At 37.0% G+C, this 22,663-nt stretch carries 17 protein-coding genes; 12 read left to right on the top strand and 5 right to left on the bottom strand.

Annotated features, from left to right (window positions below; genetic code table 11):
• Positions 1–82: 82 nt before the first annotated feature.
• From H3T54_RS11645 to H3T54_RS11630, 4 genes are all read right to left on the bottom strand, one after another.
• On the bottom strand, positions 83–640 hold the full coding sequence (locus H3T54_RS11645) for a molecular chaperone (protein ID WP_198222653.1): 558 nt from the start codon (positions 638–640) through the stop codon (positions 83–85).
• Positions 641–701: 61 nt separating this feature from the next.
• Complete coding sequence (locus tag H3T54_RS11640) at positions 702–1,541, bottom strand: DmsC/YnfH family molybdoenzyme membrane anchor subunit (protein ID WP_198222651.1); 840 nt, start codon at positions 1,539–1,541, stop codon at positions 702–704.
• Position 1,542: 1 nt separating this feature from the next.
• Positions 1,543–2,157 (bottom strand): DMSO/selenate family reductase complex B subunit, encoded by a 615-nt coding sequence (locus H3T54_RS11635; protein WP_110448633.1) that lies wholly within the window; start codon positions 2,155–2,157, stop codon positions 1,543–1,545.
• 19 nt (positions 2,158–2,176) lie between these two features.
• Complete coding sequence (locus tag H3T54_RS11630) at positions 2,177–4,627, bottom strand: DMSO/selenate family reductase complex A subunit (protein WP_198222648.1); 2,451 nt, start codon at positions 4,625–4,627, stop codon at positions 2,177–2,179.
• Between the two features lie 222 nt (positions 4,628–4,849).
• On the opposite strand from H3T54_RS11630, the gene parE reads away from it, so the two are divergent.
• From parE to xylB, 8 genes are all read left to right on the top strand, one after another.
• The gene (gene parE, locus H3T54_RS11625; RefSeq protein WP_110448635.1) at positions 4,850–6,739 is read left to right on the top strand and encodes a DNA topoisomerase IV subunit B; all 1,890 of its coding nucleotides are present in this window, start codon (positions 4,850–4,852) and stop codon (positions 6,737–6,739) included.
• Positions 6,740–6,766: 27 nt separating this feature from the next.
• Positions 6,767–8,995: a DNA topoisomerase IV subunit A gene (parC, locus tag H3T54_RS11620; protein WP_198222646.1), complete on the top strand. Its 2,229-nt coding sequence runs from the start codon at positions 6,767–6,769 to the stop codon at positions 8,993–8,995.
• Between the two features lies 1 nt (position 8,996).
• Positions 8,997–9,842, top strand: a complete 846-nt coding sequence (djlA, locus tag H3T54_RS11615) for a co-chaperone DjlA (RefSeq protein WP_198222644.1) — start codon at positions 8,997–8,999, stop codon at positions 9,840–9,842.
• 15 nt (positions 9,843–9,857) lie between these two features.
• Complete coding sequence (locus tag H3T54_RS11610; RefSeq protein ID WP_110448645.1) at positions 9,858–11,303, top strand: TrkH family potassium uptake protein; 1,446 nt, start codon at positions 9,858–9,860, stop codon at positions 11,301–11,303.
• Between the two features lie 143 nt (positions 11,304–11,446).
• The gene (locus H3T54_RS11605) at positions 11,447–13,021 is read left to right on the top strand and encodes a TerC family protein (RefSeq protein ID WP_198222642.1); all 1,575 of its coding nucleotides are present in this window, start codon (positions 11,447–11,449) and stop codon (positions 13,019–13,021) included.
• A 290-nt stretch (positions 13,022–13,311) separates the two neighbouring features.
• Positions 13,312–14,622 carry an NCS2 family permease gene (locus tag H3T54_RS11600; protein WP_086320145.1) on the top strand — a complete coding sequence of 437 codons (1,311 nt, stop codon included), beginning with the start codon at positions 13,312–13,314 and terminating at the stop codon, positions 14,620–14,622.
• Between the two features lie 299 nt (positions 14,623–14,921).
• A complete protein-coding gene (gene xylA, locus H3T54_RS11595) occupies positions 14,922–16,241 on the top strand; it encodes a xylose isomerase (protein ID WP_065578186.1) in 1,320 nt (439 codons plus the stop codon).
• 72 nt (positions 16,242–16,313) lie between these two features.
• Positions 16,314–17,771, top strand: a complete 1,458-nt coding sequence (gene xylB / locus H3T54_RS11590) for a xylulokinase (RefSeq protein ID WP_198222640.1) — start codon at positions 16,314–16,316, stop codon at positions 17,769–17,771.
• A gap of 85 nt (positions 17,772–17,856) precedes the next feature.
• Here xylB and H3T54_RS11585 read toward each other — a convergent pair whose 3' ends face one another.
• The gene (locus H3T54_RS11585; RefSeq protein ID WP_198222638.1) at positions 17,857–19,047 is read right to left on the bottom strand and encodes a DNA-binding transcriptional regulator; all 1,191 of its coding nucleotides are present in this window, start codon (positions 19,045–19,047) and stop codon (positions 17,857–17,859) included.
• A gap of 287 nt (positions 19,048–19,334) precedes the next feature.
• Between H3T54_RS11585 and rpsL the strand changes: the two genes are divergently transcribed.
• From rpsL to H3T54_RS11565, 4 genes are all read left to right on the top strand, one after another.
• Positions 19,335–19,709 carry a 30S ribosomal protein S12 gene (gene rpsL / locus H3T54_RS11580; protein WP_034883792.1) on the top strand — a complete coding sequence of 125 codons (375 nt, stop codon included), beginning with the start codon at positions 19,335–19,337 and terminating at the stop codon, positions 19,707–19,709.
• Positions 19,710–19,809: 100 nt separating this feature from the next.
• Positions 19,810–20,280 (top strand): 30S ribosomal protein S7, encoded by a 471-nt coding sequence (rpsG, locus tag H3T54_RS11575; RefSeq protein WP_065578189.1) that lies wholly within the window; start codon positions 19,810–19,812, stop codon positions 20,278–20,280.
• 106 nt (positions 20,281–20,386) lie between these two features.
• On the top strand, positions 20,387–22,489 hold the full coding sequence (fusA, locus tag H3T54_RS11570; protein WP_198222636.1) for an elongation factor G: 2,103 nt from the start codon (positions 20,387–20,389) through the stop codon (positions 22,487–22,489).
• A gap of 65 nt (positions 22,490–22,554) precedes the next feature.
• A partial coding sequence (locus tag H3T54_RS11565) for a GTP-binding protein (RefSeq protein ID WP_198222634.1) occupies positions 22,555–22,663 on the top strand: 109 nt, incomplete at its 3' end.

The raw sequence follows: 22,663 nt of genomic DNA, 5'->3' as shown, positions 1-22,663 counted from the left end.
TCGTTAAAAAGCTGCAAACAACAGCTATCAATGCATATTTTGACTTAAATAAGTGAGCGCTTTATTTGCTATATAATCAGAGTTATACCATTTGTAAATATTGTTCAGCAATAATCGCTAATGCTTGATAAAATAGACTGACTTGATTTTGTTTTAAGCAATCCAAATACATTGGTGCCCAATTTAAAAGGTATTCGGTCATTAATTGCTGTGCAGCAGCAAATTGCTGCTTTTCTAGTAGTATTGCATATGCCATTAACATCAATCCAAACTGATCTTCTGGCTCATTCATACCCGTATCAAGAATCAACCCTTGCTGCTGTAAAAATTCACGATAGCGTTCTTGTGATTCACCCATTAGTAGTTTTTCTTGATCTAAATAGACTGAACCCCAAGGTGGCGCCGACATAATGCCTTGCCCTTCAAATAATAGTGAGAATTGATATTCTATTTCTGCATGCTGTATCTGAGTACTCAAGATTTGGCATTGTTCAGTTACTAATTGTTGGTTTGGCCACTTTGCTAACTGATCTAGCTGTAATAATCCATCAATTAAACCAGTGACTTGTTTACTGGTAGGCGGATAATAAAAAAAAGCGCCTAATAATTTCGCCAACGTGATAGAAGTCAGGTTATCCAAATTATTCAATCCTATATTGATTAGCCAATTAATTATGCCATTACCATCAATTACCGCACAATTAAACGGTTATCATCCACAAATTATAAAAAGTGATACGTCCGCAAATTTCTGCGATAAATACGCCAATAAAAGCCAATAGATAAATCATTACCTGATGTTGCTTTCTTAAAATCGCAAATAAAACCAATGTGATAGAAATAATTAATAATGCGCACTGTGCTATTATCCAGCAATATTGATTAGAGGTTAAGTCTGGAGCAATTTCACTCATTAACTTTAAGTAAGGCATTTTTAATAGCAGAATCAGTAAACTACCAATAAAAAAAGCGCAATAACCTGCTCGATATAGTCCTAACCAAGTAACAGCAATTCCTCCCAATACCAACATCGCAGTATACATTTGTATCGCGGTATAACAACTATCCCACGTTTTTATTGTTGCTAACATATAGGTTAATACGATGGTCCAAACAAAAAATAGGCTTAAAATAACCAAGATCATCGCCAATAAATAGTTTAAATGTGGTATACAGTTAATTTTTTGGCATAGAGGTTTGATGATTTGTAATTTGGTACTATTTGGATACAAGACAAAATAATTAAGCAATACAAAAGCAAATGTCATAGCAAATAATAAGCCAAAGGTAAAAATTTCATTACTCATTGGTGAACGGCCGATACCAAAAATCACATTGAATGCGCGTAATGGTTGACCTAAATGAAATGAAGCAATCGCCATACCAATCGCCATGAAAATTAACGCTACTGCATTAATTTTTTGAGTGATAGCTAATTTGTTTTTTGAACGATAAACAAGATAAAACAAACTACTAAGTAAGATCATTCCTGCGGATAATTGCCCAAATATCGTAAAAAATACCAGTGGAAGTTCATGCATACTAGACCTCCTCAGGATTAAGCACTTTACCAAGCGAGTCACCCGATATTTTAGCTTGCGCATGTGGCTTTATCACAATACTTGGTTTGGTTAAATCTGAACTAGGTAATGGAGCAATATCGCACTCATCACCATAACGTTGACGCAAGGTATTAATGTCATCAAAATCTAAAGCGCGTTGAGGACAAGACTCAACACATACAGGTTTTAAACCTTGCGCTACACGTTCATAACAACCATCACATTTAGACATTACCTTTTTTTGATGATCATATTGTGGTGCACCGTAAGGGCAACGCATTTCACAATAGCGACAACCAATACACACATCTTGATTGACTACCACTAACCCATCTTCTTGGCGTTTATGCATAGCTCCTGTTGGGCAACCTTTTACACAGGTTGGCTCTTGACAATGATTACAAGAGATTGACAAATAATAGGTAAATGTATCATTTTGCCAACATCCATCTACTTGCTTCCATGTACCACCGCCATATTCATAAACACGGCGGAAATGGACACCAAGCGCATTATCTTTTTCATCTTTACAACTTACTTGGCAAGTTTTGCAACCAGTACATTTGGTAGAATTAATATAAAAACCATATTGCATTTGAACCATCTCCTTCCGATTAAGATGCCGACGGCATAGCTGCTATTGGTTTAACTTCAACCAAATTGGTATGCTGAGGATTAGATTTAGCAAGCACAGAGGGGCGTAAGGAGGTTAAACGATTAATGCAACCACCAATATCAATGCCAGCAGCATTAGTCTTGGCCCATAATCCTTGCGGAAGAGCGATAATTCCCGGTAGTATCCGTGGTGTCACTTTAGCTGGAATGTAAAGTCGACCGCGGTCATTATAAACTTCAACCAATTGACCATGCTTTATCTGTCTTTGTTCTGCGTCCACTGGATTAATCCAGAGACTACTAGCTACCGCTTCTCGCAGTTGCGGAAGATTACTATAACTTGAATGACAATGCCCTTTGATATGAAAACCGATTAATTGTAATGGATATTTCGCTTGTGTTTGCAGGTCTTCACTGCCCTCTATTGCCGGTAAATATGCCGGTATAGGATAAAGTTTATCATCGTCATCAAACTCCCATTCATTGGCAATTTTGGCTAATGCTTCTGAATAAATTTCGATTTTACCTGACGGCGTATTTAATGGATTTTTTATTGGATCATCGCGAAAAGCTTTTAATCCGATCTGTGCATCGCTATCAGCTAATTTACGATCAACAATCCCCATTCCATCTGTTTCGGCAAAAGTCGGTAAATTAGGATTGAGCTTACGCATTTTTTCATAACTATAAGCAATCCAATCATCTTGACTCCGACCTTCAGTAAATTTATCTTTAACTGCCATTTTTGCTGACAATTCTGTCAAAACCTCATAAGCAGGACGATTTTCCCAAAGTGGTTTTATTGCTCGTTGCAAACGAATAAAATAATGATAAGCACCTGATGCATATGAATTATTGATTAAATCATTACTCTCTACAGATGAAACATCCGGTAACAGTAGATCTGCATATTTTGCTGAAGCAGTCATATGGGTATCCCAAACTAAAATAAATTCACATTTCGATTCGTCTTGTAAAATTTGGTGAGTCCGATTGAGATCGGCGTGTTGATTACCAATAACATTGCTAGCATAGCTCCAGATAAATTTAATACCCACATCTAATTTATCTTTACCTTTTATATAAGAATTTTTCGCAGTCATGCTTAACGGTTCATCAATTGCCTTCGTCCATAAAAAGAAAGGAATACTGGTTTTAACAGGGTTAACCATATTCAAGCCAGGCACAGGATAAGTTACGCTACCACCCCAAGTACCAATGTTAGTACCACGCTTACCAAACTGACCGGTGATAACCGGTAGGATCATAATCGCCCTTGTAGTATGCTCACCATTTTGCCAGCGCTGTGGCCCCCAACCTTGTGAAATCCATGCTGCTTTAGCATTAACAATATCTAATGCCAACTGCCGAATTTGTTTGGCTGGAATGCCGGTTTTTTTAGCTGCCCATTCAGGCGTTTTTGCGGTTCTGTCATGCCCTAGACCCAAAATATAAGATTTGTAATCGCTAAAAGGCGGAGCACTATCAGGTAATGTATCAGCATTCCAACCCACACAATATTGGTTAAGCATCGCCTCATCAACACGATCTTCTTCAAGCAACGCATAAATAATTGCAGCGACTAACGCAGCGTCAGTACCAGGAATAATCGGCAGCCACTCAGCATTATAACCAACGACACTTTCACTACGGCGTGGATCAATAATAATTACCCTTGCTTTACTTTGTGCTAATGCAGTATATAACTCAGCAACCTGCCCACCGCCCGACATTCTAGTTTCAGCAACATTATGTCCAAACATCACAACTAGATCAGAATGTTTGATTTGGTCTAGCAACGACTCTTTAGCATTACCATATATAAAAGGTTGAATAGCGGTGATCTGTCCACTTGAATAATCACCATGATAATTAAGGTGACCACCGATACAACTTAAAAATCGCTTACAGGCATTACGACCTGAGATATTTGCCCCTGTCGTACCCGTACCATATTGGTAATAAATAGCTTCATTGCCATAGCGATTAATAGTGTATTTGAGTTTCTCTGCTAATAGATCGATAGCTTCGTCCCACGAGATGCGTTTAAATTTGCCTTCACCCCGTTTACCGATTCGTAGCATTGGATATTTTAGCCGTTCCGGATCATAAGTACGCCAACGCACAGCTCGTCCTCGCAGACAAGGACGGATTTGATGTTGACCAAAGATCGCATCATTAATCCCTTCTTCAGCAGATATTTTAGTAATAATATCGTTTTTAACATGTACTTTTAACGGGCAACGACTACCACAGTTAACTAAACATGCACTATAAAAAATCTTTTCTTGATTCGTTGGATTAGGTACCGAGGTGTTGGCAAGATCTGTCTCTGGCGAGGCATAAGCAAAAGGTAATTGTAAATCATTAGTTAATGCGGCCACACTACCGATTGCTAATGATTTTTGTAAAAAATCGCGCCGAGTTATCTGATTATCTGACTTGCTCATCCTATTCGCTTATTTATATTTGGCATGTCATTATCATAATACTACAGTTAAAATTATAAAACAGAAAAAAGACTAAAATCGAAATTAACTTAAAATAAATTAATGAAATAAGAATTATTATCAATAAAAAAATAGCTTTGCTTTTTATTATAAATTTAATTTCATGCATCTTAAGGAAAGATTGGTATAATAAGCCCATTTAATCGAATAAACAGAAAAGTTATGTCACAATCCACTTATAATGCAGTTGATATTGAGGTCTTAAAAGGGCTCGATCCTGTTCGTCATCGTCCTGGAATGTATACTGACACAGCTCGCCCCAATCATTTAGGGCAAGAGGTGATTGATAATAGTGTCGATGAGGCTATTGCTGGCCATGCTCGCCAAGTGAAAGTAACCCTTTATGAAGACAATTCACTTGAGGTTATTGATGATGGTCGAGGTATGCCTGTTGATATCCATCCTGAAGAAGGCGTACCGGCTATTGAACTATTACTTTGTCGCTTACATGCTGGTGGTAAGTTCTCCAACAAAAACTATCAATTTTCTGGTGGTTTACATGGGGTGGGTATCTCTGTTGTCAATGCCTTATCCAAACGCGTAGAAGTCACCGTAAACCGTGATGGACAAGTTTACCAAATCGCCTTTGAAAATGGTGATAAAGTTGAAGATTTACATGTAATTGGCACCTGTGGCCGACGAAATACTGGTACAAAAGTACGTTTTTGGCCGGATGAAAAATATTTTGATTCACCTCGCTTCTCAGTACCTCGCCTAACTCATTTGCTTAAAGCGAAAGCTGTACTTTGCCCGGGACTGGAAATCATTTTTAAAGACAAAATTAACAGTACTGAGCAACGCTGGTGTTATCAAGACGGTTTAAAAGATTATCTGATAGAGTCAGTTAGTGGTTACACACTATTACCGGAACAACCATTTACTGGTAGCCATACAGGTGAAACAGAAGCGGTTGAATGGGCATTACTTTGGTTACCAGAAGGAGGTGAATTGTTAACTGAAAGTTACGTTAACTTAATTCCTACTGTGCAAGGTGGTACCCATGTCAATGGTTTACGTCAAGGATTACTTGATGCCATGCGTGAATTTTGTGAGTTTCGTAATTTATTACCGCGTGGTTTAAAATTAACCGCCGATGATATTTGGGAACGCTGTGCCTATGTGTTATCAGTAAAAATGCAAGAACCGCAATTTGCCGGTCAGACCAAAGAACGTTTATCATCAAGACAAAGTGCAGCTTTTGTTTCAGCTATTGTTAAAGATGCATTTAGCCTGTGGTTGAATCAAAATGTACAAATTGCCGAATTACTTGCTGAGATGGTAATTTCCAGTGCTCAAAAACGCTTAAGAGCATCCAAAAAAGTCATCCGTAAAAAACTGACCAGTGGTCCGGCCTTACCGGGTAAATTGGCCGATTGTTCGTCACAAGATTTAAGTCGTACTGAACTATTTTTAGTCGAAGGTGATTCTGCAGGCGGGTCAGCTAAACAGGCTCGCGATCGTGAATATCAAGCAATTATGCCGTTGAAAGGTAAAATATTAAATACTTGGGAAGTCTCATCTGACGAAGTATTAGGATCGCAAGAAATTCATGATATTTCAGTAGCTATTGGTATTGATCCTGATAGTGATGATTTAAGTCAATTACGCTACGGTAAAATCTGTATTTTAGCCGATGCTGACTCAGATGGATTGCATATTGCCACGTTACTGTGCGCACTATTTGTTCGTCACTTTCGAGCCATGGTTGAACATGGACATATTTTTGTCGCCATGCCACCACTGTATCGTATCGATTTAGGCAAAGAAGTTCATTACGCCCTTGATGAAGAAGAAAAAGAAGGGATTTTAGATCAGCTTAAACGTAAAAAAGGTAAGCCAAATGTTCAACGTTTCAAAGGGTTGGGTGAAATGAATCCATTACAACTTCGCGAAACCACAATGGATCCTAACACCCGTAGATTAGTTCAGTTATCACTAGATAATGCCGAAGAAACAATGGCATTAATGGATATGTTACTGGCGAAAAAACGTGCCGAAGATCGCCGAGAATGGTTACAAGAAAAAGGTGACCAAGTTGAACTTGATGTCTAATATACAGAATAATTTAGAGGAACAATAATGAGTGAAATAACTCATGACGGAGTAGAAGTTCAGTCGCTACGAACATTTACCGAAAGCGCCTATTTAAACTACTCAATGTATGTCATTATGGATCGCGCATTGCCGTTTATTGGCGATGGCTTAAAACCAGTACAACGTCGCATTGTTTATGCAATGTCAGAATTAGGGCTAAATGCTCAAGCAAAATTTAAAAAATCAGCCCGTACTGTCGGTGACGTTTTAGGTAAATACCATCCTCATGGTGATAGTGCCTGTTATGAAGCAATGGTATTAATGGCGCAACCGTTTTCTTATCGATATCCATTAGTTGATGGGCAAGGAAACTGGGGGGCACCCGATGATCCAAAATCATTTGCTGCAATGCGTTATACCGAATCACGTTTATCAAAATATGCCGAATTATTGTTAGGTGAGTTAGGACAAGGCACTGTTGACTATACGCCAAATTTTGATGGTACATTACAAGAGCCAAAAATGTTGCCAGCTAGATTGCCGAATATCTTATTAAACGGTACTACCGGTATTGCGGTAGGTATGGCAACCGATATTCCACCTCATAACATTCGTGAAGTGGCGAATGCAGCTATTATGTTAGCTGATAATCCAAAAGCAACACTTAGCGAAGTGATGGAGCACATAAAAGGCCCTGACTTCCCAACAGAAGCTGAGATTATTACCTCTCCGGAAGATATCGCCAAAATTTATAAAACTGGCCGTGGCTCAATACGTATGCGAGCAGTTTGGAAAAAAGAAGATGGCGACATTGTTATTACCGATCTGCCACATCAAGTTTCTGGTGCTAAAATTTTAGAGCAAATTGCTAGCCAAATGCGCGCTAAAAAACTACCGTTAATTGAAGACTTACGTGACGAATCCGATCACGAAAATCCGACTCGTCTGGTTATTGTGCCACGTTCTAATCGTGTGGATCTAGAGCAAGTAATGAATCATCTATTTGCCACTACTGATCTAGAAAAAAGTTATCGTGTTAATATGAACATGATTGGACTAGATAATCGTCCATCTGTTAAAGGATTGGTTGAAATCCTAACTGAATGGTTAGAATATCGACGCATTACCGTAACCCGTCGCTTAAATTATCGCTTAGATAAAATACTAAAAAGACTACATATTTTAGATGGTTTATTAATTGCCTTCCTAAATATTGATGAAGTAATTGAAATCATTCGTCATGAAGATGACCCAAAAGCAGAATTAATTCAGAGATTTGCCTTAAGCGAAACACAAGCTGAAGCTATCTTAGAATTAAAACTCCGCCATTTAGCTAAACTAGAAGAAATTCGTATCAAAGGTGAACAAGCCGAACTGGCTAAAGAGCGAGATCAACTGCAAGCATTATTAGCTTCACCAAGAAAGTTAAGTAATTTAATCAAAAAAGAGCTACAAGCTGATGCTGAAAAATATGGTGATGAACGTCGTTCACCAATTGTCGAACGCAGTGAAGCCAAAGCAATTACTGAACAAGAGTTAATCCCTTCTGAACCAGTTACAATCGTATTATCAGAAATGGGTTGGGTCAGAGCTGCTAAAGGCCATGATATCGATCCTGTAGGATTAAGTTATAAAGCAGGTGATAGTTTTAAAACCGCAGCAAAAGGTAAAAGTAATCAACCAGTGGTATTTATCGATTCAACTGGTCGCAGTTACGCTATTGAGCCAAGTACATTACCATCAGCTAGAGGACAAGGCGAACCTCTTACTGGTAAACTGGCATTACCAGCTGGAGCAACCATTGAACATGTATTGATGTCAGGCAATGAACAACAAAAATTCTTACTTGTATCGAGTGCTGGATACGGTTTTATCTGTCAATTTAATGATTTAATTGCGCGCAACCGTAATGGTAAAGCAGTGATTAATTTATCTAAAGATGCAGATGTATTAGCACCAATAGAGATTTTATCAGAAGAAAGCTTGCTGTTATCAATTACTAAAGCAGGAAGAATGCTGATATTCCCAGTAAAAGATTTACCAGAATTATCTAAAGGTAAAGGCAATAAAATTATTTCACTCTCTGGTAGCGATGATAGCCTAGCTTATATGATGTTGATAACACCAGAAACATCTATAACTCTATATGTTGGTAAACGCAAACTTACACTTTATCCAGCTGATTTACAAAAATTTAGAGCGGAGCGTGCTCGTAAAGGCACATCATTACCACGTGGATTGCAAAAAATAGATCGAATTGAGGTAAACGAATAATATGTCTTTGATCTGGTCCATTATTACCGGTTTAATACTGAGTTCAGTATTAAAATCTGGGTGGGGATTTATACTCGGATTATTTATTGGCCCAATGCTATATCAAGCATTTGGCAATAAATTGACTGAGAAAAGGACACAATCTAATCCAAACTTATACTTAACGGTTGTTTTTGAAGTATTAGGACATTTAAGTAAAGCTAAAGGGGTTGTTACTCGTGATGATATTAATCTTGCTCGGCAAGTTATGGATCGACTCCAACTTGATGCGACAAGTCGTCAATTAGCGCAAGAATCATTCAATCGTGGTAAAGCGAGTGATTACCCACTTCGATCACGATTAAGTGAGTTATATCACCAATATCGTTATCGACGTAATGTCTTAAATATCTTTTGTGAACAATTAATTCAAGCTGCTTTAGTTGATGGTCATTTAGATGACAAAGAATCAGAGATTCTTTTCATTGTTGCCGATGAGTTTCGTATTCCACGACCACAAATGGCAATATATATTCAAATGATGATGGGAAGCTTTCATTTCCGTCAAGAATATCAGTACAATCAACAAAACAGTCAACATCAATATCAACAAAATCATAATTATAATGGTTCCCAAAGCAGTACTAGGCAATCAGATTTAGCAAATGCTTATAAAATATTAGGAATAAATTCATCTGCTGAAATTTCTGAAATAAAAAGAGCCTATCGTAAATTAATGAATGAACATCATCCAGACAAATTGGTATCCAAAGGCTTACCAAAAGAGATGTTAGAAGCAGCCAAAAAGCGAGCACAAGAAATTCAAGCTGCTTACGATCTTATAAAATCATCACGTGGCTTTAAATAGAGATTACTATATATGATGCATTGGCGCTCGATTATAAGAATTATCGGTTTATTAATATCACTATTGTCAGTATTTATGTTAATACCTGCACTAGTGGCGTTAATATATCGTGACGGTGCTGGTGCTATTTTTGTTCGTTCATTTTTCGCAGCATTAATTTTAGGTGTGTTATTGTGGTTTCCTAATCGTCATCAACGCCATGAATTAAGTACTCGAGAAGGCTTTTTCATTGTTGTATTATTTTGGGTCGTTTTAGGCACTATTGGCGCATTCCCGTTCCTATTTGATAATCATATCAATCTTAATTTAACCACAGCTTTTTTTGAGTCTTTTTCTGGATTAACAACCACTGGCGCCACTACGATTGTCAATTTGGATCATTTACCCAAAGCGCTACTTTTCTATCGTCAAATGCTGCAATGGTTAGGCGGTATGGGGATCATCGTACTTGCGGTTGCAATTTTACCATTATTAGGAGTCGGGGGTATGCAGCTCTATCGTGCTGAAATTCCTGGTCCTCAAAAAGACAGTAAAATGCGACCACGTATTGCCGAAACAGCAAAAACACTTTGGTCGATTTACATTTTACTCACTACCTTATGTGCAATAAGTTTGTGGTGTGCTGGAATGGATATCTTTGATGCTATTTCACATAGCTTTTCAACGATATCAATGGGAGGTTTTTCTACCCACGATAACAATTTAGCTTATTTTAATAGTGCAACAATTAACTATATTGTTACCTTGTTCCTCATTTTGTCAGGATGTAATTTTGCTCTACATTTTGCTGCGTTAAATGGTATCTCAGTGAAAGTGTATTGGCGTGATCAAGAATTTAGAACCTTTATCTTTATTCTGCTTATCTTAATTATTATCTGCGCTTTAGTGATCTATATTTATCAGCCACAACGCCATCTTAGTGTCGACAAAATTGTTTTACAAGTCGTGTCTGTTTCAGCAACAGTAGGCTTTACCGTCGACGATATTAATACTTGGCCATCGTCATTACCTATCTTTTTATTATGTGCTTCGTTTATTGGTGGCTGTGCTGGTTCTACTGGTGGTGGACTAAAAGTTGTTCGAGTACTGCTACTATTTATGCAAGGTTCACGAGAGTTAAAACGACTTATTCACCCTAATGCAATTTATACCTTAAAACTCAATAATCGTGTTGTACCAGAACGTATCATTGAAGCGGTATGGGGATTCTTTTCTGCCTATGCATTAGTATTTTTAGTGAGTTTGTTTATTATTATGGCAACAGGAATTGATGCAACTGACTCATTTTATATCGTTGCTTCATCACTAAATAATTTAGGCGTTGGCCTTGGTAGTGTCAGTGATAATTTTGCTCATGTCAGTGATATGGTGAAATGGGTCATGGTCGTTGACATGTTATTTGGTCGACTAGAAATATTTACTTTATTAGTTTTATTCACGCCGACATTCTGGCGAAGTTAATTTTTACGCCTAATAAAGGCTTTTAATCAACAATTTTCCATAAAATAGTCAAAAATTTAAATATTTTATTGATTATTTTGCTAATTACAGACAGAATTACTAAGCAGCATGTGCTGTGATCATTAGAGGTAATCACCTGACATATGGAATGGATCATGGATCCTACAATCTGGATTGGTTTATCCACTCTAGTTGTACTTGAAATCGTCCTTGGCATTGATAACATTGTTTTTATTGCCATTCTTGCGGAGAAACTTCCGCCTCAACAACGAGATAAAGCACGCATTACAGGCCTTGCTTTTGCATTAATAACCCGAATATTGTTATTAATGTTTACTGGCTGGTTAGTTACTCTCACCACCCCACTATTTTCTATATCAGGTATTAGTTTCAATGCTCGGCAATTAATTATGTTGCTTGGCGGAATATTTTTGCTGTTTAAAGCGACAATGGAACTCAATGAGCGTTTAGAAGGTGCATCACACGAGGATGGCAAACCGAAAAAAACCTCACATTTTTGGACTGTTGTTGCACAAATCGTGGTACTTGATGCCGTATTCTCACTTGATTCAGTCATTACTGCAGTGGGAATGGTTGACCATATACCCGTTATGATTATCGCAGTTTGTATCGCCATTGCGATTATGATGGTGGCAAGTAAACCATTAGCCTATTTTGTTAACTCCCATCCAACGATTGTTATTTTATGTTTAAGCTTTTTATTGATGATTGGCTTTAGTTTAGTTGCTGAAGGTTTCGGTTTTGTCATTCCAAAAGGCTATTTATATGCAGCTATCGGCTTCTCGATTATGATTGAATTCTTTAATCAACTAGCCATATTTAACCGTCGAAAAGCATTAAACAAAAAACCTCTACGCGAACGTACCGCCGAAGCTATTTTACATTTACTTAAAGGCGATGCTGAAGAAGATCCCGATAACCATACCATTGATGTGGTATCTGATAATAATAAAAAAACCTCAGTATTTAATCATCAAGAATTAAATATGGTTGAGCGAGTATTAGGTTTAGCTCAACGTTCAGTAAGCAGTATCATGACATCTCGATTAGATGTTGATATGGTCAATATCAATGATGATCGAGAAGTAATATTAAAAGAAATTTTTGACAATCCTCATTCACGTTTAGTAGTGACTGATAATGCTTCAATTGATGAACCATTAGGTATCATTCAAGTTAATGATCTGTTAAAAGATATTTTACAAAATAAACAACCCTTTGATATTAATTCATTAATCAAACAACCATTAATTTTTCCTGAAACAGTATCTTTACTTGTAGCGCTGGAACAATTCAAAAAAGCCAAAACTCACTTTGCTTTTGTGGTTGATGAATTTGGATCAATGCAAGGTGTGGTGTCAGTGACCGATGTTATTGAAACCATTGCCGGTGACTTTCCAACTGAAGAAGAAGAGATCGATGCTAAACATGACATCCAATGTTTAGATGATAATAGTTGGATTGCAAATGGCTATATCCCCGTAGAAGAATTAGTAAGATTTGTACCGATTCCGATTGATGATAAGCGAGAATATCATACCCTTGCGGGATTATTGATGGAAAAAGCCCAACATCTACTCAATGTGGGTGAAACCATACAGATTGGTGACTATCTATTTGAAGTCGCCGAGATTGAAAGTCATCGGATTTTAAAAGTAAAAATTACTAAAAATAAATTAGATATTTTGGCTAACTAATCTATTGATAATCAGCATGTTATCTAGTGTGCCATTAAATGGCTATAAATTACGTTAACGCTAAGTTATAAGCATGATTGATCACTAATAAAATGCTATTTGTTATTTAGAATAACGCTTGACCAAAATAAATTACCGGCAATAATAGCGCAGTGTTTTTACGTTTTTTAAAGATATAAAGTAATCACTTTATATCTTTTTTATTTTTACCGTAAATTCACTTCGGTAAAAATAAAGATATAAAATTATATCAAAATGGATCACTATCAACCTAAATTGGGCTTTAATTTATGAATTCACTATTCGAAAAAATCTTTCAATTAAAAGAGAAAAAAACCACCCCTGGTACCGAATTTATCGCCGGTTGTACCACCTTTTTAACCATGGTTTATATCATCTTTGTTAATCCTTCAATCTTATCTGCAACAGGAATGGATAAATCAGCAGTGTTTGTCCTAACTTGTGTTGTCACCGCTTTTGCGACAATTATGATGGGATTATTTGCCAATCTACCGATTGCTTTAGCACCTGCCATGGGGCTAAATGTCTTTTTTGCTTATGGAATATGCGGTGCAATGGGCTATTCTTGGCAAGTTGGGATGGGAGCGATATTTTGGGGATCATTGGTCTTTTTTGCATTATCACTATTTAAAGTCCGCCATTGGTTAATCGAACATATTCCACAGTGTTTACGCGCTGGCATTAGTGCTGGTATTGGCTTATTTATTGCTTTTATGGGATTCCAAAATATGGGTATTGTGGTCGCATCGCCAGCTACATTACTAACCTTAGGCAATATTTTGTCACTTAAAGTCTTATTAGGTTCGCTTGGATTTTTTATTATCGTTATCCTTGCTACCCGCAATTTTCATGCCGCCGTGTTAGTTTCTATTCTTGTCGTAACCCTACTAGCGCTATGGCTTGATCCAAATATTAGTTATCAAGGAATTGCAGCCGTTCCACCGAGTGTTGGCAGCGTTGTTGGCCATGTTGACCTTGCTGGTTCACTGAATATTGGTATCCTCGGGGTAATCTTTTCAGTAATGATTGTCAGCTTGTTTGATTCATCGGGTACTATTTTAGCTTTAACTGATAAAGCAGGACTTTCTGACGAAAAAGGTCGTTTTCCTAAAATGCGTCAAGCTTTATTAATTGATAGTTTCAGTTCTTCACTAGGTGGGTTATTTGGCACTTCATCTGTATTAACTTACATTGAAAGTTCCGCAGGCATTTCAGTTGGTGGACGTACAGGCTTAACTGCAGTGGTGGTTGGCTTATTATTTTTAATGATGACTTTCTTATCACCTTTAGCACATTTAGTACCACCTTATGCCACATCAGGCGCACTAATTTTTGTTGGTATCTTAATGGTATCAAGTTTAATGAAAGTTAACTGGTCTGATTTAACTGATGCAACACCAGCATTTATTACCGCATTAATGATGCCATTTGCTTTTGCTATTACTGAAGGGGTCGCACTTGGCTTTATCTCTTATGTGATATTGAAAACATTTACTGGTAAATTTAAAGAATTAAATCTTTGTGTGATAGTTTTTGCACTACTGTTTGCTTTAAAATTCATCTTTATCGATCATCATTAATTTCATCAAACTATTTCTACCATTAACATGGTAGAAATAGCTTCTTCCCCCCATACAATTATTTCATCTGAAATTTCAAACAGACTACAACAATCATTTCACCTTCTTTTAACCCTTTATAGAATTTGATCTGCGTCACAAAAAACAAAAAACATAAAATCGCTACAAAATTTAGTAATTGTTGTTGTTGTTAAAACTCATGCATATTGATTACCTGATTTAGCAACGTTTAGTTATCCAGAAAACTTAGTAACCAATATATAGATTTTAAGTTAATTAATGGTATTTAGAGGTACATTATGAGTCAATATTATGAAAAAATAGAAAGAGTTAAATACGAAGGAACACAAACTAATAATCCTTTTGCATTCAGACATTACAATCCAGAGCAGATAATTTTGGGAAAAACAATGGCTGAGCACTTACGCTTTTCTATCTGTTATTGGCACACTTTTTGTTGGGCTGGCACCGACATGTTTGGTGCAAATTCATTTAATTATCCGTGGCAAAAAGGGGCTGATCCACTAGCTAATGCCAAAGCAAAAGCAGATATTGCTTTTGAATTTTTTTATAAAATGAATGTTCCTTTTTATGCATTTCATGATGTCGATGTTGCACCAGAAGGTAATTCAATTCAAGAATACATCTCTAATTTATCCATGATGACGGATATCCTGTTACAAAAGCAACAAGAAACTGGCGTTAATTTATTATGGGGAACCGCTAACTGTTTCACAAATCCAAGATATGCAGCTGGTGCGGCAACCAATCCCGATCCGGAAGTTTTTGCCTGTGCTGCCACTCAAGTTGTCCATGCAATGAATGCTACTCATAAGTTAGGTGGTCAAAATTATGTATTATGGGGTGGTCGGGAAGGTTATGAAACGCTGTTAAATACTAACTTACGCCAAGAACGTGAACAACTCGGTAAATTTATGCAATTAGTTGTCGAAAACAAACACAAGATTGGTTTCAATGGCGCATTATTGATTGAACCAAAACCACAAGAGCCAACCAAACATCAATATGATTATGATGTTGCAACCATTTATGGCTTTTTAAAACAATTCGGCTTAGAAAAAGAAATCAAGGTCAATATTGAAGCGAATCATGCAACACTTGCCGGCCATTCATTCCAACATGAGGTAGCTTCAGCTATTGCCTTAGATATATTTGGTTCACTTGATGCTAATCGGGGTGATCCACAATTGGGATGGGATACAGATCAATTTCCGAATAGTGTCGAGGAAAACACACTAGTTATGTATGAAATATTAAAAAGTGGCGGATTTACCACTGGTGGACTTAACTTTGATGCCAAAATAAGACGACAAAGCATTGATAAATATGATGTATTTCATGGGCATATTGGTGCTATCGATACTATGGCATTATCATTAAAATGTGCAGCGAAAATGATTGAAGATAAACTATTAAATCAAAAAGTGGCTGAGCGTTATGCCGATTGGGACAAAAATTTAGGTAAAGATATTTTACAAGGGAATATGTCCCTACAAGAAATTGCACAATATAGTCTTGCAAACAACCTGCAACCTAAAGCACGTAGCGGTGCACAAGAGCAATTAGAAAATATTGTTAATAAATCTATTTTTGGCTAAAAAAATCATTGTGTATTTACCTATCAGAACTATTATATTTATAGTTCTGATAGCTGCATAATGGAGGCAGATATGTATATTGGTATTGATTTAGGCACTTCTGGTGTCAAAGTAATTTTAATGGATGAAAAACAACGCATTGTGGCGTCAAATACAAAGTCACTCACCGTATCCCGTCCTCACCCATTATGGTCTGAACAAGATCCCCAGCAGTGGTGGCATGCAACAGATTCAGCACTACAAGAACTTAGCCATCAACATGACTTAACACGAGTCAAAGCAATTGGCTTAAGTGGACAAATGCATGGAGCAGTACTATTAGATAGTTCATCTCAAGTATTAAGGCCTGCAATTTTATGGAATGACGGTCGTTGTGATATTGAATGTCATGAATTAGAACAGTTAGTGCCAAATTCTAGAAAAATTACTGGCAATTTGATGATGGCAGGTTTTACTGCACCCAAAATAAAATGGGTGCAAAAACACGAGCCAGAAATATTTGCCAAAATAGATAAAGTACTTTTACCAAAGGATTATTTACGCTTTAAAATTACAGGCGAATATGCATCAGATATGTCTGATTCTGCTGGCACCATGTGGTTAGATGTTGAAAAACGTGATTGGAACGATCAATTGTTAAATGCTTGTGGTTTAAATCGACGACATATGCCAACCTTATTTGAAGGCAATCAAATAACGGGTTATGTTACTGATGATATTGCTAAACGTTGGAAAATAAATTCAATTCCAGTTATTGCCGGTGGTGGCGATAATGCTGCCGGTGCTATCGGTGTTGGTCTTTATCAACCAGGACAAGCAATGCTTTCACTTGGTACTTCAGGGGTTTATTTCGCCGTTACTGATCGGTTTATCAGCCAACCTGAACAGGCAATTCATAGCTTTTGCCATGCATTACCTAATCGTTGGCATCTTATGTCGGTTATGTTAAGTTGTGCTTCATGTCTTGATTGGGGATGCCAATTGTTAGACATTAAAGATGTTGCTACATTATTTAGCTTAATAGAAGAACAACCATCTGACGATAAACCGCCAGTCTATTTTTTACCTTATCTATCAGGTGAAAGAACACCCCATAATAATCCTAAAGCTAAAGGCGTATTTTTTGGCTTAACCTATCAACATAATAAAGTCGATTTAGCTAAAGCAATCTTGTTAGGTGTGAGTTATGGCCTAGCAGATGGTATAGATGTAGTAAAACAAACAGGCATTTCACCCAATAAAATTATTGTTATTGGTGGCGGAGCTAGAAGTAAATATTGGCGCCAATTAATTAGTGATATCTCTGGTTATACTATAGTTTATTGTGAGGGTGGCGAAGTTGGTCCCGCTTTAGGCGCCGCTAAACTGGCACAAATCGCTTGTAACCCAGATAGTGATTTAGGGCAATGGTTAGCACCATTACCAACCATTCAAACTCACCAGCCAGATAGGGAAAAACATGAATATTACCAACAACAGCGTGCTATGTTTAGAAACATTTATCAACAATTAAAGCCGCTAATGTCTTGATATTAAAAAGCAGAAGATCTTTTGTAACACTCTTCTGCTTTTTAGCCAGTTAATAAATCTATTTTTTAACTTTATGTTAAGTTGATTATAGTAAATTAAGATTGGTAAATTTATTTCTGAAATCCTTCGGTGTTATACCATATAACTTTTTAAATAAAAAGTAAAAATATTGCACTGATGGATAGCCACATTGCTCAGATATTGCTTGAATCGATAATGAAGATTCAATTAATAGATATTTGGCTCGATTAAACTTCTCTTCATGAATAACCGTGTGAATGGTTTTACCTAATGATGTTTTAAAGCGAAGTTCTAAATTAGAACGAGATATTTGCAATTCCGAAGTCACTTGATCTACTTTAATACCTTTACAAGCATAATCACGGATATAATGAATAGCTTGTATAACATAAGGATCTTGTATTGAACGGTAATCGGTCGAACGACGTTCAATAACTTTTTTCGGTGAAATTAACCGTGGTGAGATAGAGACCTTTCCTTTATTAAATATTTTTTGCAATAATTTAGCGGCTTCAAATCCCATCTCCTCGGTTCCTTGTTTTACAGTAGATAAGGAAACCATCGATAGATCATTGATTACTTCTTCATTATCTATACCAATTAAGCATAACTCTTCAGGTATTTTTATTTCAACTCTATCACAAGCTTGTAAAATATGATGAGCTCTAGCATCATTTACGGCAATAATGCCGGTATTAACTGGCAGAGATAATAACCATTTAGAGAGTTTATCTAAGCTATCTTGCCAATTATCAAGAGATGTAGTTGTTCCTTGATAAATAAAACCTTCATAACCCTTTTGATTTACAATTTGCTCAAAAAACTGTTCTCTTACTGCCGCCCAACGACAAGATCGATGTGATGGTAGGCCATAAAAGGCAAATTGATTAATGCCTTTAGAACATAAATGATTAAAAGCACTCTCAATAATCGCAAAATTATCCGCAGCAACATAAGGAACCTTTGGATAACTTGAATTATCATGATGGGAACTACCTACCCCAATTATTGGAATATCAACATTGGTTAGTAGATCTTGAATATCTGGATCATCAAAATTAGCAATAATACCATCGCAATCAAAATGGAAAGCTGTATTTGTATCATAACGCATGGTTTCGGAAATATAGATATTCCAGTGAATATTATTCGCTTTTAGAAAATCACCTATTCCTTTAAGGATTTGTCGATCATAAATATTGTTTGCATTAAATAGCAAAACAACTTTGTAACTTTCAACCTGTGTATCTTTCATTGTCACATTTATATATTGATATTAATTTATATCCATCTATTAGGATAAACTAGTACGATAAAAAGCACCAATAAAATAAAAAAATGTATTTTTATTTCGCATTTATTCATGCATAAAAATTATTGATAAATAACATAAAGAACCTGTGCTAATACTTGACATTATAGCTATTGAGGTCTAGAATCTTGCGACCCAAAACTTATATAAATAGGCTTTGGGCTACAGTTATTAATTACGTATCTAAAAAGCAATTTTTAAATTTATTTTAATTAATCAGGAGCTTATTAATGGCAACAATTAATCAGCTGGTACGCAAACCAAGAGCACTAAAGGAAGCGAAAAGTAACGTTCCTGCACTTGAAGCATGCCCGCAAAAACGAGGTGTATGTACACGTGTTTACACCACTACACCTAAAAAACCAAACTCAGCATTACGTAAAGTATGCCGTGTACGTTTAACCAACGGTTTCGAAGTAACTTCTTACATCGGTGGTGAAGGTCATAACTTACAAGAACATAGCGTGATTTTAATCCGCGGTGGTCGTGTTAAAGATTTACCTGGTGTTCGTTATCACACTGTTCGTGGTGCATTAGACTGCGCAGGTGTTAAAGATCGCAAACAAAGCCGTTCTAAATACGGTGTGAAACGACCTAAAGCTTAATGGAACTCCGTTAAGTAAGGCCAAACTATATAAATTCCATATAACTCATTTGAGTTTTGGGTAAACCTGAAAATTTGTAACATATAAACGGAGTATTCCAATGCCACGTCGTCATGTTGTCGGTCAAAGAAAAATTTTACCTGATCCGAAATTCGGTTCAGATTTGCTGGCGAAATTTGTAAATATTTTAATGATAGATGGTAAAAAATCTGTCGCAGAATCAATCGTATATTCAGCTCTTGATAAATTAGCTGAGCGTAGTGGAAAAGACCACTTAGCAGCTTTCGAAGTTGCATTAGATAACGTAAGACCAACTGTAGAAGTTAAGTCTCGTCGCGTTGGTGGTTCTACATACCAAGTTCCTGTTGAAGTGCGTCCTGTTCGTCGTAATGCACTTGCAATGCGTTGGATTGTAGATGCTGCACGTAAACGTGGCGATAAATCAATGGCATTACGCCTAGCGAATGAACTTATGGATGCTTTTGAAAACAAAGGTACCGCTGTGAAAAAACGTGAAGATGTTCATCGTATGGCTGAAGCTAATAGAGCGTTTGCACACTATCGTTGGTAATTTAAGCGCTTATATAAGACGCTTGAAATTAGACTGATAATTAATAGTTATTATCAGTCCCCCAAAAGATATTTTATAAGCAAACGATTCTAAATAGAGGATTAATATGGCTCGTACAACCCCTATAGCACGCTACCGTAATATCGGTATCAGTGCACACATTGACGCAGGTAAAACTACGACAACTGAACGTATTTTGTTTTACACTGGCGTAAGTCACAAAATTGGTGAGGTTCATGATGGTGCAGCTACCATGGACTGGATGGAACAAGAACAAGAACGTGGTATCACTATCACTTCTGCGGCAACTACTGCATTCTGGTCTGGTATGGGTCAACAATTTGAACCACACCGAATCAATATCATCGACACCCCGGGACACGTTGACTTCACAATCGAAGTTGAACGTTCTATGCGTGTTTTAGATGGTGCGGTAATGGTTTACTGTGCGGTTGGCGGTGTTCAACCTCAATCAGAAACAGTATGGCGTCAAGCAAACAAATATAAAGTTCCACGTATCGCTTTCGTAAACAAAATGGACCGTATGGGTGCTAACTTCTTACGTGTTGTTGATCAAATCAAAACTCGTTTAGCCGCTGTACCAGTTCCATTAGTATTACCTATCGGTGCTGAAGAAGGCTTTACTGGTGTAGTTGATTTACTTAAACGTAAAGCAATTAACTGGAATGATGCTGATCAAGGTGTAAGTTTCACTTATGAAGATGTTCCTGCAGATATGGTTGAGCAAGTCGAAGAATGGCGTGCAAACTTAATGGAAGCAGCAGCTGAAGCAAATGAAGAGTTAATGGAAAAATACCTTGGTGGTGAAGAGTTAACTGAAGAAGAAGTTAAATTAGCATTACGTGAACGTGTGCTTGCTAACGAAATCATCTTAGTAACTTGTGGTAGTGCCTTTAAAAACAAAGGTGTTCAATTCATGCTTGATGCAGTAATTGAATATTTACCAGCACCAACAGATGTTCCAGCAATCAAAGGTGAATTACCAAATGGTGAAGCAGCAGAGCGTCATTCAAGTGATGATGAACCATTCTCATCATTAGCATTTAAAATTGCAACTGACCCATTTGTTGGTAACTTAACATTCTTCCGTGTTTACTCTGGTGTAGTAAATTCTGGTGATACTGTTCTTAACTCTGTTAAAGATAAAAAAGAACGTTTTGGTCGTATCGTTCAGATGCACGCTAACAAACGTGAAGAAATTAAAGAAGTTCGCGCAGGTGACATTGCAGCAGCTATCGGTCTTAAAGAGGTAACAACTGGTGATACATTATGTGCTGAAAGTGCTCCAATTATTCTAGAAAGAATGGAGTTCCCAGAGCCGGTAATTTCTGTTGCTGTTGAACCAAAAACTAAAGCTGACCAAGAAAAAATGGGACTTGCTTTAGGTCGACTAGCACAAGAAGATCCTTCATTCCGTGTTCACACCGATGAAGAATCAGGTCAAACCATTATTTCTGGTATGGGTGAGCTTCACTTAGAAATCATCGTTGACCGTATGAAACGTGAATTTAAAGTGGAAGCAAATGTTGGTAAACCGCAAGTTGCTTACCGTGAAACCATTCGCAATGAAGTTGAACAAGAAGGTAAATTTGTTCGTCAGTCTGGTGGTCGTGGTCAATATGGTCATGTATGGTTAAGAATTAAACCATTAGAAGCTGGTGGCGAAGGCTACAAATTCAACAATGAAATTGTTGGTGGTGTGGTTCCTAAAGAATACATCCCTGCAGTTGATAAAGGCTGTCAAGAACAAATGAAAAATGGTGTTCTTGCTGGTTACCCAATTGTTGATGTTGAAGTTACCATCTTTGATGGTTCTTACCATGATGTCGACTCATCAGAAATGGCATTTAAAATTGCCGGTTCAATGGCGTTTAAAGATGGCTTCATGAAAGCTAAACCTGTGCTTTTAGAACCAATCATGAAAGTAGAAGTTGAAACCCCTGAAGATTATATGGGTGACGTTATCGGTGACTTAAACCGTCGTCGTGGTATGATCGAAGGAATGGAAGATACTGCAACTGGTAAAACAATTAAAGCACAAGTTCCACTTTCAGAAATGTTTGGTTATGCAACTGACCTTCGTTCACAAACACAAGGTCGTGCTTCTTACTCAATGGAGTTCTTGAAGTACAATGAAGCGCCAACCAATATTGCAACTGCAATTATTGAAGCTCGTAAAGCGAAATAATTATTTATATAAATAAGTAACACTTCCCTATTGTTAGGGAAGTGATTTAATAAAGGAACATTAAGATGTCTAAAGAAAAATTTGAACGTACAAAACCCCACGTTAACGTTGGTACAATCGGCCACGTTGACCATGGTAAAACAACTTTAACTGCAGCGATCACATCAGTATTAT

The sequence above is a fragment of the Gilliamella sp. B14384G10 genome (genome assembly GCF_016101685.1).
Taxonomy (GTDB): Bacteria; Pseudomonadota; Gammaproteobacteria; order Enterobacterales; family Orbaceae; genus Gilliamella; species Gilliamella apis_A.
This window is presented reverse-complemented; position numbering and strand designations above follow the sequence as displayed.